Annotated in this window: 14 protein-coding genes and 1 rRNA gene; 2 read left to right on the top strand and 13 right to left on the bottom strand. The window is 70.6% G+C overall.

Annotation, left to right across the window (positions count from 1 at the left end; all coding sequences use genetic code 11):
- Window positions 1-129: 129 nt before the first annotated feature.
- The 4 genes from recN to ACIPC1_RS25215 all read right to left on the bottom strand — a co-directional run bounded on the left by recN (window position 130) and on the right by ACIPC1_RS25215 (window position 4056).
- Complete coding sequence (gene recN, locus ACIPC1_RS25230) at window positions 130-1860, bottom strand: DNA repair protein RecN (RefSeq protein ID WP_402520634.1); 1731 nt, start codon at window positions 1858-1860, stop codon at window positions 130-132.
- Between the two features lie 165 nt (window positions 1861-2025).
- Entirely contained in the window at window positions 2026-2931 is a 906-nt protein-coding gene (locus ACIPC1_RS25225; protein ID WP_384383174.1) for an NAD kinase, read from the bottom strand.
- Window positions 2928-3743 (bottom strand): TlyA family RNA methyltransferase, encoded by an 816-nt coding sequence (locus ACIPC1_RS25220; RefSeq protein ID WP_402520632.1) that lies wholly within the window; start codon window positions 3741-3743, stop codon window positions 2928-2930. The genes ACIPC1_RS25225 and ACIPC1_RS25220 overlap by 4 nt, the downstream gene beginning before the upstream one ends.
- Window positions 3744-3750: 7 nt before the next feature.
- Window positions 3751-4056, bottom strand: a complete 306-nt coding sequence (locus ACIPC1_RS25215; protein WP_402520630.1) for a hypothetical protein — start codon at window positions 4054-4056, stop codon at window positions 3751-3753.
- Between the two features lie 42 nt (window positions 4057-4098).
- Here ACIPC1_RS25215 and ACIPC1_RS25210 point away from each other — a divergent pair, with 42 nt between their 5' ends.
- Window positions 4099-4446 carry an SCP2 sterol-binding domain-containing protein gene (locus ACIPC1_RS25210; protein WP_402520628.1) on the top strand — a complete coding sequence of 116 codons (348 nt, stop codon included), beginning with the start codon at window positions 4099-4101 and terminating at the stop codon, window positions 4444-4446.
- On the opposite strand, the gene ACIPC1_RS25205 is transcribed toward ACIPC1_RS25210, so the two are convergent.
- The 4 genes from ACIPC1_RS25205 to ACIPC1_RS25190 all read right to left on the bottom strand — a co-directional run bounded on the left by ACIPC1_RS25205 (window position 4430) and on the right by ACIPC1_RS25190 (window position 8782).
- Window positions 4430-5392: an ABC transporter ATP-binding protein gene (locus ACIPC1_RS25205; RefSeq protein WP_402520626.1), complete on the bottom strand. Its 963-nt coding sequence runs from the start codon at window positions 5390-5392 to the stop codon at window positions 4430-4432. The genes ACIPC1_RS25210 and ACIPC1_RS25205 overlap by 17 nt on opposite strands.
- A complete protein-coding gene (locus ACIPC1_RS25200) occupies window positions 5389-6390 on the bottom strand; it encodes a FecCD family ABC transporter permease (protein WP_402521402.1) in 1002 nt (333 codons plus the stop codon). Before ACIPC1_RS25200 ends, ACIPC1_RS25205 begins: the two co-directional genes overlap by 4 nt.
- 182 nt (window positions 6391-6572) lie before the next feature.
- A complete protein-coding gene (locus ACIPC1_RS25195; RefSeq protein ID WP_402520624.1) occupies window positions 6573-7616 on the bottom strand; it encodes a FecCD family ABC transporter permease in 1044 nt (347 codons plus the stop codon).
- Between the two features lie 137 nt (window positions 7617-7753).
- The gene (locus ACIPC1_RS25190; protein WP_402520622.1) at window positions 7754-8782 is read right to left on the bottom strand and encodes an HAD hydrolase-like protein; all 1029 of its coding nucleotides are present in this window, start codon (window positions 8780-8782) and stop codon (window positions 7754-7756) included.
- Window positions 8783-8854: 72 nt separating this feature from the next.
- On the opposite strand from ACIPC1_RS25190, the gene ACIPC1_RS25185 reads away from it, so the two are divergent.
- Complete coding sequence (locus ACIPC1_RS25185; protein WP_402520620.1) at window positions 8855-10144, top strand: DUF1015 domain-containing protein; 1290 nt, start codon at window positions 8855-8857, stop codon at window positions 10142-10144.
- 108 nt (window positions 10145-10252) lie between these two features.
- Here ACIPC1_RS25185 and ACIPC1_RS25180 read toward each other — a convergent pair whose 3' ends face one another.
- The 5 genes from ACIPC1_RS25180 to rrf form a co-directional block, all read right to left on the bottom strand.
- Window positions 10253-11053, bottom strand: a complete 801-nt coding sequence (locus ACIPC1_RS25180) for a hypothetical protein (RefSeq protein ID WP_402520618.1) — start codon at window positions 11051-11053, stop codon at window positions 10253-10255.
- On the bottom strand, window positions 11053-11556 hold the full coding sequence (locus ACIPC1_RS25175; RefSeq protein ID WP_402520616.1) for a hypothetical protein: 504 nt from the start codon (window positions 11554-11556) through the stop codon (window positions 11053-11055). Before ACIPC1_RS25175 ends, ACIPC1_RS25180 begins: the two co-directional genes overlap by 1 nt.
- Window positions 11557-11955 (bottom strand): hypothetical protein, encoded by a 399-nt coding sequence (locus ACIPC1_RS25170; RefSeq protein WP_402520614.1) that lies wholly within the window; start codon window positions 11953-11955, stop codon window positions 11557-11559.
- On the bottom strand, window positions 11956-12396 hold the full coding sequence (locus ACIPC1_RS25165; RefSeq protein WP_402520612.1) for a hypothetical protein: 441 nt from the start codon (window positions 12394-12396) through the stop codon (window positions 11956-11958).
- A 142-nt stretch (window positions 12397-12538) separates the two neighbouring features.
- Window positions 12539-12655 (bottom strand): 5S ribosomal RNA (rrf, locus tag ACIPC1_RS25160).
- Between the last annotated feature and the right edge of the window lie 210 nt (window positions 12656-12865).

Here is a 12865-nt window from a genome sequence, read left to right as displayed (position 1 = left end):
GCCGCGGGTCGGCGGAGATCGGACCGCGGAGCGGGCCAAAGCCACACCGCGGAGCGGGTCAGGGCAACGCCGCGGAGCGGTCAAGGGCATGCCGCGGAGCCGCGGAGAGACGCCCCCGCCCGCCGGCGGCTACCCGTCCGCTCGGGCGGTGGCCAGGAGCTCCTCCGCATGTGCTCGGGCGGTCTCCGAGTGCTCCTGCCCGGCGAGCATCCGGGACAGCTCACGGATACGGTCCTCGCCCTCCAGGACCTTGACCCCGGACCGGGTCACGGACCCGTCGTTGGTCTTCTCGACGAGCAACTGCCGGTCGGCGAACGCGGCGACCTGCGGGAGATGCGTCACGACCACGACCTGCGCGGTCTTCGCGAGGCGGGCGAGCCGCCGCCCGATCTCGACCGCGGCCTTGCCGCCGACACCCGCGTCGACCTCGTCGAACAAATACGTCGGCACCGGATCCGTACCCGCGAAGACGACCTCCACCGCGAGCATCACGCGCGAGAGCTCACCGCCGGACGCGCCCTTGGCGATGGGCCGGGGCGGCGCGCCCGGATGCGGGGCGAGCAGCAGCTCGACCTCGTCGACGCCCGCGGGCCCGTACGCGACCGTACGGCCGCCGAGTTCGACGCCTTCGGGGTCGTCGGTCTGCCGGATCTCGAACGACACGCGCGCGTGCGGCATGGCGAGCGAGGCCAGCTCGGCGGTCACGGCGGCGGCGAACCGCTCGGCGGCCTCCGTACGGGCCTCCGTCAACCCCTGGGCAAGTCCGCCCAGTTCGGCGCGCAACGTGTCCCGCTCGGCGGTCAGCTCGTCGATCCGGTCGTCGTCGCCGTCGAGTTCGAGGAGCCGCGCGGCGCCCTGTTCGGCCCAGGAGAGTACGGCGTTGATGTCCTCGCCGTACTTCCGGGTGAGTTGGGTCAGTGCGGCCCGGCGCTCCTCGACCGCCGCGAGCCGCAGCGGATCGGCGTCGAGATCGTCGGCGTACCCGGCCAGTTCCCCGGCCACATCCCGCAGCAGGATGTTGACCTCCCCGATCCGCCCGGACAGCGCACCGAGCGAGGAGTCGTGCGACCGTACGGCCTCAAGGGCCCGATGCGCCCCCGCGACGAGTGTCGCCGCGTCGATGCTCTCCGGGTCCTCGGGATTGCCCGCGAGCGCCGCGTGCGCGACCGTGGCGGCCGACGCCAGCGCCTCCGCGTGGCCGAGCCGCTCGGCCTCGGCGGCCAGCTCCACGTCCTCGCCCTCCCGCGGCTCGACCCCCGCGATCTCGTCGAGTCCGAAGCGCAGCAGGTCGGCTTCCTGGGCCCGCTCACGCGCACGCGTGGTGATCGCTTCCAGCTCGGCCGAGATCGCGCGCAGCCGCCGGTAGGCACCGGCGTACTTGGCGAGCGGCACGGCGACCGCGTCCCCCGCGTACCGGTCGAGCGCCTGCCGCTGCCGGGACAGCTTGAGCAGCCCCTGCTGGTCGGTCTGGCCGTGCACGGCGACGAGCTCGTCGGCGAGCTCGGCGAGCACCCCCACGGGCACGGAACGCCCGCCCAGGTGAGCCCGCGAGCGCCCCTCGGCGGAAACGGTACGGCTGATCAGCAGCGCCCCGTCGTCGAGTTCGGCTCCGGCCTCCTCGGCCCGCAGCACCGCGGTCCCGCCCGGGGGCACGGTGATCCGCCCCTCCACGACCGCGTTCTTGGCGCCGATCCGTACCAGGGCCGGGTCGGCACGCCCACCCAGCAGCAGCCCGAGGCTGGTGACCACCATCGTCTTGCCCGCACCGGTCTCACCGGTCACGGCGGTGAAGCCTGGCGACAGCTCGACCACCGCGTCGTCGATGACTCCGAGCGACCGTATCCGCATCTCCTCCAACACGCCCCCGACCTTACGAGGTCAGGGACCGGATGTGCGACGGCCCCCACCCCTCAGGTGCGAAGGCGCAGGTGACAAGGACCCACAAAGGGTCCGTTGTCACCCGCGGGAGTGGGTCACCGTACAAAAGCAGTACAGGCCGTGCAGGCCATCCGAGCAGTCGTACGACTAGTGCGGCGCCCCGCGCCACCCGGAAACCGGCAGAGCGAACTTCGCCACCAGCCGGTCCGTGAACGACGCGTGATGCAGCCGGGCCAGCCGCACCGGCACAGCCCCCCGGCGGACCTCCACCCGCGCCCCCGGCGGCAACTCCAGCTTCCGCCGCCCGTCGCACCACAGCACCCCCGGCGGAATGTGCGGCAGCACCTCCACCGCGAGCACCGAGTCCGGCGAGGTCACCAGCGGCTTCGCGAACAGCGCATGCGCACTGATGGGCACCATCAGCAGTGCCTCGACCTCCGGCCACACCACGGGTCCGCCCGCGGAGAACGCGTACGCCGTGGAGCCGGTCGGCGTGGCGCAGACGATCCCGTCGCAGCCGAAGCCGGTCACGGGCCGCCCGTCGATCTCCAGCACGACCTCAAGGAGTTTCTCGGCGGACACCTTCTGCACGGCGGCCTCGTTCAGCGCCCAGTCGGTGTGCACGATGTCGCCGTTCTGGTGCACGACGACGTCGACGGTCATCCGCTCCTCGACCTCGTACGCCTTGGTCACCACCCGGTCGACGACCTTGTCGAGGTCGTCCCGCTCGGCCTCCGCGAGGAAGCCGACGCGGCCGAGGTTGACGCCGAGCATCGGCACCCCGGACGCCCGGGCGAACTCGGCGCCGCGCAGCAGCGTCCCGTCACCGCCGAGCACGATCAGCAGTTCGCACCCGTCGAGGCACTGCGGTGTGGCCTCCTTCACCAGCTCCACGGCCGACGGCAGCGGCAGGTCGGCCGCCTCCGCCTCCAGCACCCGTACGCCGATCCCGGAGCGCAACAGCCCCTGGACGACGAGTTCGGCGCTGCGGATCGCAGCGGGCCGCCCGGTGTGGGCAAGCAGGAAAACAGTACGAGCTCGGGTCTGTGTCAACGCGGCCCCTCCGCCACTGCACGGTCAACGTCGGCCGGGTCGAGTTCGGGTGCCCCGGCACGCAGCCACAGAAAGTACTCGACATTGCCCGAAGGACCGGGCAACGGACTGGCCGTGACCCCCTGCACTCCGAGCCCCAGCCCCCAGGCACGCGCGGCCACACCGCGTACTGCCTCGGCCCTCAACTCCGGGCTGCGCACGACACCGCCGCTGCCCAGCCGTTCCTTCCCCACTTCGAACTGTGGTTTGACCATCATCACCAGATCGGCGTCCGGCGCCGTGCACCGCGCGAGGGCGGGCAGCACCAGGCCGAGCGGGATGAAGGACAGATCCCCGACAACAAGATCCACGGGCTCCCCATCGATCGCGTCCAACGTCAACTCGCGTACGTTCGTACGGTCCTTGACGGTGACGCGTTCATCGCTCTGCAGAGACCAAGCAAGTTGACCGTAGCCGACGTCGACGGCGAGCACATGGGCGGCTCCCGCGCGCAGCAGTACGTCGGTGAAGCCGCCGGTGGACGCGCCGGCGTCCAGCGCCCGCCGTCCCTCGACCTCGAGCCCCTGCGGTACGAAGGCTTCCAGCGCGCCGGCGAGCTTGTGTCCGCCGCGCGAGACGTAGTCGGGGTCGCTGTCGTCCTGGGTCACCACGATCGCGGCCGCCGTCTCCACCTGGGTGGCGGCCTTGACCGCGAGGGTCTTGCCGACGCTGACCCTCCCCGCGGCGATCAGCTGTCCGGCGTGCTCGCGCGAGCGGGCGAGCTTGCGGCGGACCAGTTCGGCGTCGAGGCGGCGGCGTGCCACTCCTGCCACGTTCGGTTCAGCTCCTGCGGTCGTACGGCGTCGGGGGCGCCGGGGGTCCCGGGCGGGCGTCGAGCGCGGTGAGCGCGTCGCGCAGCCCCCGGTGTACATCCTCGTACACCTCGACGTGTCCCTCGGTGGCGAGGTGGTCGGCGTCGGCCAGCCGGTCGAGCCGGTCGTCGACGTCCGCGTTGCCGGTGGGGGTGCGGGGCACGTTCAGCGGGGCCGGGGCGGCAAGGTCGTACGCGGGGCCGGCATCGGCCGGAACCTCCGGCTCCGGGACCTCGCCCTGCGGAGACGGGGTCTGGGGCACTGAGTCGCTCATGCCCCGACGCTACCCCGAAGCGCTGCGGTACCGTCGATCACGATGGCGACGATCGAGGAGTGCCGCAGCGCGCTCGAGAAGCTTGCGGACAACATGGCGGGCGCCGACGGGGACGTACGCGAGGCGGCGGCCCTGGACCGCTCACTGAGCTGCCGTATCACCGACCTGGACATCACCTTCGTCGGCCGTCTCAGGGGCGGTCGGATCGAGGTGCTGGACACACTTCAGGGCCCGCCCGCCGAGAAGGCCCAGATCCGGCTCACGATGAGCGGCGACGACCTGGTCGCGATGGTGAACGGCGAGCTGAACTTCGCGAAGGCCTGGGGCTCGGGCCGGGTGAAACTGGAGGCGGGCCTGCGCGATCTGTTCCGGCTCAGGACCCTTCTGTAACCGAGACCGATGCCGTGGCCGAGACCGATGCCGTGGCCGAGGCGGCCGTACGTGCCTTGCGCGCCGCCGGCACCACCAGCGGCGTCCCCGTCTCCGGGTCCTCGATGACCTGGCAGCGCAGCCCGAAGACCTCCTCGACCAGGTCGGCCGTGACGATGTCGCCGGGCGCTCCCTCGGCGATGACCTCGCCCTCGCGCAGCGCGATGAGGTGGGTGGCGTACCGGGCCGCGTGGTTGAGGTCGTGGAGCACGGCGACCAGGGTGCGGCCCTGTTCCTCGTGGAGTTCGGCGCACAGGTCGAGGACGTCGATCTGGTGCTGGATGTCGAGGTAGGTCGTGGGCTCGTCGAGGAGCAGCAGCGGTGTCTGCTGTGCGAGGGCCATCGCGATCCAGACGCGCTGTCGCTGACCGCCCGACAACTCGTCGACATAGCGATCGGCGAGCTCGGCGACGCCGGTCGAGGCCATCGACTCCTGGACGACCCGCTCGTCCTCCGTGGACCACTGCCGCAGCAGCCCCTGGTGCGGGTAGCGGCCCCGGCCGACCAGGTCGCCGACCGTGATCCCGTCCGGCGCGATCGAGGACTGCGGCAGCAGCCCCAGCGTCCTCGCCACCTTCTTCGCGGGCATGGACTGGATGACCTGCCCGTCGAGCAGTACCCGCCCCTGGGAGGGCTTGAGCATCCGGGAAAGGGCACGCAACAGTGTCGACTTGCCGCAGGCGTTCGGGCCGACGATCACAGTGAAGGAGTTGTCGGGTATCTCCACCGACAGCTTCTCCGTGATGACGCGCTGGTCGTAGGCGAGGGTGACGTTCTCGGCGGACAGGCGGTTCACGGTGCTGGTGCTCCTCTTGATCTTCTCGTTGGCTGTGGCGCCTATTTCCGGCTGGGCCGCCTTCCGCTCAGCGCCCTTTCGCGGCCGCCCCGTCTTCCGCTCGGCGCTCATATCCGGCCCGCCTTCCGCTCGGTGACCAGGAGCCACAGCAGGTAGACGCCTCCGAGGACGCCGGTCACCACGCCCACGGGCAGCTGATCGGCGCCGAAGGCCCGCTGCGAGGCCCAGTCCGCGACGATCAGCAGGGCCGCGCCCATACACATGGAGGGCACCAGGTTCGGGCCCGGCGAGCGGGTCAGCCGCCGGGCGAGCTGCGGCGAGGTGAGCGCCACGAAACCGACCGGGCCCGCGGCGGCGGTGGCGCCCGCGGTGAGCAGCACGGCGGCGAGCATCAGCAGCAGCCGCGTCCGCTCGACCCGCACTCCGAGCGCGTACGAGACGTCGTCGCCCATCTCCATCATGCGCAGCCCGCGCGCGTTGCCGAGGACCAGAGGTACGAGGACAACGCACATGACGAGCAGCGGCCATACCTGGGTCCAGTCACGGCCGTTGAGCGAGCCGGTCATCCAGACCACGGCGCGGGCCGCGTCGACGATGTCGGCCTTGGTGAGCAGATAGCCGTTGATCCCCGTGACGATCGCGGAGACACCGATACCGACCAGGACCAGTCGATAACCGTGCACTCCTCGTTTCCATGCGAGCAGATAGATGGCGAGCCCGGTCACGAGTCCGCCGGCGAGCGCCCCGAGGGCGACCTGGTTCGCGCTCCCGGAGAACAGCACGATCATGATGAGCGCGCCGGCCGTGGAGCCCTGTCCGAGGCCGAGTACGTCCGGACTGCCCAGCGGATTGCGGGAGATGGACTGGAAGATCGCCCCGCCGAGCCCGAGCGAGGCCCCCACCAGCAGACCGACGATGACCCGCGGCAGCCGCAGGTCGTTGACGATGTACTCCTGGATCGTGGTCCCGTCGCCGAACAGCGTCTTGAGGACGTCCGGGGCCGAGATCGGGAAGTCGCCGGTGCCGATCAGCACGACGCTCGCGGTGAGCGCGGCGGCCAGCAGCAGCACGACGACGGTGAACGCCCGGACATCGATCCGGACCGACAGCCCGCGGCCCGTCCGAACGGCTCGGGTGCCCCGGACGCGGAGGGCCGGGGGGCGCGGAGCCGGATGGCGTGTCGCCGGATCGTGTGTGGCCGGATCATGTGTGGCCGGATCGTGTGTGCTCGGATCGTGTGTGGTCGGATCGTGTGTGGTCGGATCGTGTGTGGTCGGTTTGCGTGTGGTCGTCACAGCTGCGCCGTCCTCCGCCGTCGTACGAGATAGATGAAGACCGGGCCGCCGAGGACCGCGGTGACGATGCCGACCTGCAACTCAGCGGGCCGCACGATCATCCGGCCGATGACATCGGCGCCGAGCAACAGCACGGGCGACAGCACGGTCGCGTACGGCAGGATCCAGCGCAGGTCGGGCCCGGTGAAGGAGCGGACGACGTGCGGGACCATCAGACCGACGAACACGATCGGCCCGCAGGCGGCGGTAGCGGCGCCGCACAGCACGGTCGCGGCGGCCATGGACAGGGCGCGGGTGCGGTTCAGGTTGGCGCCGAGCGCGCGGGCGGTGTCGTCGCCCATGGTCACGGCGTTCAGCGGGCGGGCGAGGGCCAGCGCGAGGATCGTGCCGACCGCCAGGAACGGCAGCACCTGCTTGATAGTGGTGTCGGTGGCCGAGGCCAGCGACCCCACCGTCCAGAACCGCATCTTGCCGAGCGCGGCGTCGTCCATGATCATCACGGCTTGCAGATAGCCGTAGAGCGCGGCGCTGATCGCCGTACCCGCGAGCGCGAGTCGCACCGGGGTCGCCCCCCGGCTACCGCCGAGGAACCAGACAAGGGCGCCCACCGCGGCCGCCCCGAAGAAGGCGAACCAGATGTAGCCGTTCAGACTCGTGACGCCGAAGAACGTGATGGCGGTGACGACCGCGGCGGACGCGCCCGCGTTGATCCCGAGCAGCCCGGGGTCGGCCAGCGGGTTACGGGTGAGAGCCTGGAGGACGGCGCCCGCGAGCCCCAACGCGGCGCCGACCAGCAGCCCGAGGACGGTACGCGAGAGCCGGTCACTGACCACGACATCCGCGTACGTCCCCGAATCGTGGAACAGGCCGTGCCAGACCTGATCCAGCGGCAGCGCCTTCGCGCCGATCGCGATACTCGCCAGCGCGACGAGCACCAGCAGCGCCACGGACGCGAGAAGCCCAAAGGTACGTATCGCCCGGCGGGTTGGGGGCGCGGGGGCGGTCTCCGCGCGCTCTTCGGGAGGACTGTCAACCAACACCCGGTTAGGTTAGCCTACCCTCCCATGTTGGCTCGATCCCGTGTCACCGCAGATGAGCCCCTGTGCCCTGTGCCCCCTGTGCCCCGCGCCCTGTTCCCCCTGTCACCCTGCCCCCTGCCCCGCGCGCTTGGCCGCGCTCAGAGCCCCAGCCGCGCCAGCGCCTTCCCCCCGTCCAGCTCACAGGTCCCGTCCCCGGCCGCCGTCCACGCCGCCGCGCACAGCGCCCGCAGTCCGTCGAGGGCCTCGCCGTCACCTTCCAGCTCCAGCCGCTCGTTCCCGGCCGTGGCCGTCCAGCCCCCGCAGCGGAAGCCGCCGTCCGCCTCGCCGACCTCCGGCTGCCCGGTGAGCAGACCACGCAGATCGGCGTCGACATACGTCGGCCGGTGCTGCGGAGGGGCGGCGAGCAGCTGCGCGCCGTCCGTGACACCGGTCAGCACCAGCAGCGAGTCCACCTCCCCGTTGAACGCACCCTCGATGTCCGTGTCCAGCCGGTCACCGACGACCAACGGCCTCTTGGCGCCGGTCCGCAGAATCGTCTCCCGGTGCATCGGGGGCAGCGGCTTGCCCGCCACCTGCGGCTCGGCGCCCGTGGCGATCCGTACGACCTCCACCGCCGCGCCGTTCCCCGGGGCGATACCGCGTGCGCTGGGGATCGTCAGATCGGTGTTGGACGCGAACCACGGCACCCCGCGCGCGATGGCGTAGGACGCCTCCGCGAAGCGCCCCCAGGGCAGATCAGGGCCGCCGAAGCCCTGTACGACCGCCGCAGGATCGTCGTCCGCCGACTCCACCGGTTCGAGCCCGCGCTCGCGCAGCGCGACCCGCAGCCCCTCCCCGCCGATGACCAGCACGCGCGCGCCGGCGGGCACCTGCTCGCTGATGAGCCGGGCCGCGGCCTGCGCCGAGGTGATGACGTCGGAGGCTCCGGTCGGTATCCCCAGCTCCGTGAGGTGCTCGGCCACCGCGTCCGGCGTACGCAACGCGTTGTTCGTGACGTACGCGAGACGCATCCCGCCCGAGTGGGCCGTGCCGAGGGACTCAACGGCGTGCGCGATGGCGTTCCCGCCCGCGTACACCACTCCGTCCAGATCGAGCAGAGCCGTGTCGTACGCCTCACTCAGGGCCTGCGCACTGCCCTCGGGCCGCGTCCTGACGGTCTGGCTCATTCCGCATCGCTCCTCATTCGATCCCTTTGCCCCGATCATCGCGCATGCCACTGACACACTTACGATGCCTGAATGAACTATGCAGGTCCCACGCACGTACCCGCACGCATGGGCCTTGATCTGAACCCCTTCCGGGGCCTGCGCTACGACCCCGACCGGGTCGGCAGTCTGGCCGCCGTGACCTCGCCGCCGTACGACGTCGTCGTACGGCCGGACGGTCTGCTCCACCTGGAATCCGCCGACCCGCACAACATCGTCCGGCTGATCCTCCCGCAGGACACCACCCCCACCGCGCGCAACGAGCAGGCGGCCGAAACCCTGCACCGCTGGCTGTCCGAGGGCGTCCTCACCACCGATGCCGAGCCGGGCCTGTACGTCTACGAACAGCGCGACGGGGCCATGCTGCAACGCGGCATCATCGGCGCCCTGCGCCTGTCGGAGCCGTCGGACGGCGTCGTCCTCCCCCACGAGGACGTGATGCCACATGTCGTCGCGGACCGCGCGGCCCTGATGCGCGCCACATCCGCCAACCTCGAACCCCTGCTGCTGACGTACCGCAGCAACGGTTCCCGGGTGGGCACCGCCGCCGTCATCGAACGCACCGCCCAGCACCCGCCCCTCCTGTCCACCACCACCGAGGATGGCTCCAGCCACCGCCTCTGGGCGGTCACCGATCCCGACGACCTGGCCGAGATCCGGACAGACCTCGGCCACCACCAGGCCCTCATCGCCGACGGCCACCACCGCTGGGCGACGTATCTGCGTCTACGCGCGGAGCACCCCTCCCCCAGCCCCTGGGACTACGGCCTGGTCCTGCTGGTCGACACCACGCGCTACCCGCTCCGCGTCCGAGCGATCCACCGCCTCCTGCACCGCCTGCCGGTCGCCGAAGCACTGGCGCCTCTCACGGACTCCTTCCGCGTACGCCACCTCGACGTCGCCCTTCCCAAGGCCATGGAAGCCCTGGCCACCGCGGCCACGGACGGAAACGCCTTCCTCCTTGCCGGCGACGGCGCCTTCCACCTCGTCGACCGTCCGTCCCCGGACCTCCTCGCCCGTACGATCCCGGGTGACCACCCCGAGGCCTGGCGCACCCTGGACGCCACGGTCCTGCACGCCACGCTCCTCGAACACGTCTGGGGCATCCCGGAGGACTCGCCCGAGCACATCGCGTACATCCACGACACGGCGGCCACGATCGCCAAGGCCGAACGTGACGGCGGCACCGCCGTCCTGATGCATCCGGTCCGCGAGGAGGTCGTACGCGACCTGGCCCGCCAGGGCGTCACGATGCCCCGCAAGTCGACGTCGTTCGGCCCGAAACCGGCTTCGGGCCTGGTACTGCGGACACTCGCGAGCTGACAGGCACGGACGGGCGGAACCCCTTCCGGAGTCCCGCCCGTCCGCTTCTACGCTGCCTGTTCTACGTCGCTCGTTCTACGGCGCTCGTTCTACGTCGCTTGCATGGCGTCAGCCTTGGGCCGCGCCCTTGGAGCCGTCCTCGTCGGACGTCTGCTCGCCGTCCGGAACCTCGACTTCGTCCTCGGCCTCAGGCGCTGCGTCGACCTCGACCTCGACCACGGCCGCCGCCTGCACCTCCGCCACAGCCTCCGTCTCCGTCTCTGCGTCCGCTTCCGTCTCGTCCTCATCCTCGACGAGCGCGTCGAGGAACTCCACGCCGTCCAGCTCGGCGAGCCGGTCGGAGGCGTCCGTGCTGCCGTCCTTGTCGGACTCGATGGCCTTGGCGAACCACTCGCGCGCCTCACCCTCCCGACCGGCGGCGAGCAGTGCGTCGGCGTAGGCGTAACGCAGTCGCGCGGTCCAGGACTGCACGGAGTTGGAGGCGAGTTCGGGGCCCTGGAGGGTCACGATGGCGGCATCGATCTGCCCGATGTCCCGCCGCGCACCGGCGGCCACGAGGCGCATCTCGACCTGTCCGGCCTTGTCCAGCTTCTGGACCTCAGGCGCACCGGCCATGTCCAACGCCTTCTCGGGTCGGCCAAGACCGCGCTCGCAGTCCGCCATGACAGGCCAGAGGTCCACGCCGCCGGTCATACGGCGAGCGGCCCGGAACTCGGCAAGCGCCTCGCTGTACTTCTGGCTCGCGTACGCGGCGAAACCGGCCGCCTCCCGTACGGCGGCGACCCGCGACGCCAGACGCAGGGCGACCTTCGAATAGCCGTACGCCCCCTCAGGGTCCTCGTCGATGAGCCGGGCGACCATCACCAGGTTCTTGGCGACATCCTCCGCAAGCCCCTTCGGGAGGCTCATCAGTTCCTGCCGTACGTCCTTGTCGATCTCGTCACCTGTGACGTCCTCGGGGATCGGCAGCCGCTTGATCGGCTCACGGTCCCGGTCACGGTCGTCACGGAAACTTCCACCACCGCGCCGGTCGTCGCCACGCCGGTCGTCACGGCCTCCGAAGCCACCGGGGCGACCGCCCCTGTCGTCGCGACGCGGGCCGGCTCCCCGGTCATCGCGCCCACGGAATCCACCGCCTCGGTTGTCATCACGACGCGGTGCACTGCTGGGACGCTCATCACGCCGGAACGCCGGACGGTCGTCCCTGCGGTCGTCACGACGGGCACCGCCACGGTCGTCGTCGCGACGCGGTGCACTGCTGGGACGCTCGTCACGACGGAACCCGCCACCGCGGTTGTCATCACGACGACTGTCATCCCGACGGAAGCTACTGCCACCACGGTCACCGCTGTCACGCCGATCATCCCGACGGAAACCACTGCCACCACGGTCGTCATCACGACGCGGACCACTCACAGGACGATCGTCACGACGGGGCCCACTGGCAGGGCGGTCGTCACGACGCGGCCCACTGGCAGGACGGTCGTCACGCCGCGGCCCACTGGCGGGACGCTCGTCACGACGGAACCCGCCGCCTCGGTTGTCATCACGACGCGGTGCACTGCTGGGACGCTCGTCACGACGGAACGCCGGACGGTCGTCCCTGCGGTCGTCACGACGGGCACCACCACGGTCGTCGTCGCGACGCGGTGCACTGCTGGGACGCTCGTCACGACGGAACCCGCCACCGCGGTTGTCATCACGACGACTGTCATCCCGACGGAAGCTACTGCCACCACGGTCACCGCTGTCACGCCGATCATCCCGACGGAAACCACTGCCACCACGGTCGTCATCACGACGCGGACCACTCACAGGACGATCGTCACGACGGGGCCCACTGGCAGGGCGGTCGTCACGACGCGGCCCACTGGCAGGGCGCTCATCACGCCGGAACCCGCCGCCACGATTGTCATCACGACGGAAACCGCCACCAGCACGGTTGTCATCACGACGCGGCCCACCACTGGGACGCTCATCACGACGGAACGCCGGACGGTCCCCCTCACGGCCGCTACTACTACCGCTACCGCTACCGGTTCCACTTCCGCGGTCATCACGGCGCGGACCACTGGGGCGCTCATCACGCCGGAACGGCGGGCGGCCACCGCGGTCACCACCGCTCCTGTCGTCGCGCCGGCCCTGCCCCCCACCGCGGTCGTCACGACGCTCGTTGTCGCGGCGCGGGCCCCCGCGGTAGCCGCCGCGGTCACCACTGTCCCGGCTTCGCTGGTCGCGCTCCGGTCGCTCATCGGGAGAGTTGGTGGACATGGTGACTCCTGTCTTCGGTACCGCAAGTCATTCTCGCGCAGCCAGGTACCCGGCGCGCTTCGGAAAAACAAAAAAGGACCTCTGGTCCCAGCGAGTCGCTGGGACCAGAGGTCCTCAAGATTTGTTCGGCGGCGTCCTACTCTCCCACAGGGTCCCCCCTGCAGTACCATCGGCGCTATAAGGCTTAGCTTCCGGGTTCGGAATGTAACCGGGCGTTTCCCTCATGCTATGACCACCGAAACCCTTTCAGACACCCCACAACAAAGCGGGGTCTTGAACGGGCAGCGAACAAGCACACTATTCAATTGATTAGTGGAACTGTTCAGCCAGCACAACCGTTCGTTGTCTGGGAACTACACAGTGGACGCGAGCAACTGAGGACAAGCCCTCGGCCTATTAGTACCAGTCAGCTTCGCCCATTACTGGGCTTCCACATCTGGCCTATCAACC

Origin of the sequence: Streptomyces sp. NPDC087263 (assembly GCF_044744645.1) — a bacterium.
Taxonomy (GTDB): domain Bacteria; phylum Actinomycetota; class Actinomycetes; order Streptomycetales; family Streptomycetaceae; genus Streptomyces.
This window is presented reverse-complemented; position numbering and strand designations above follow the sequence as displayed.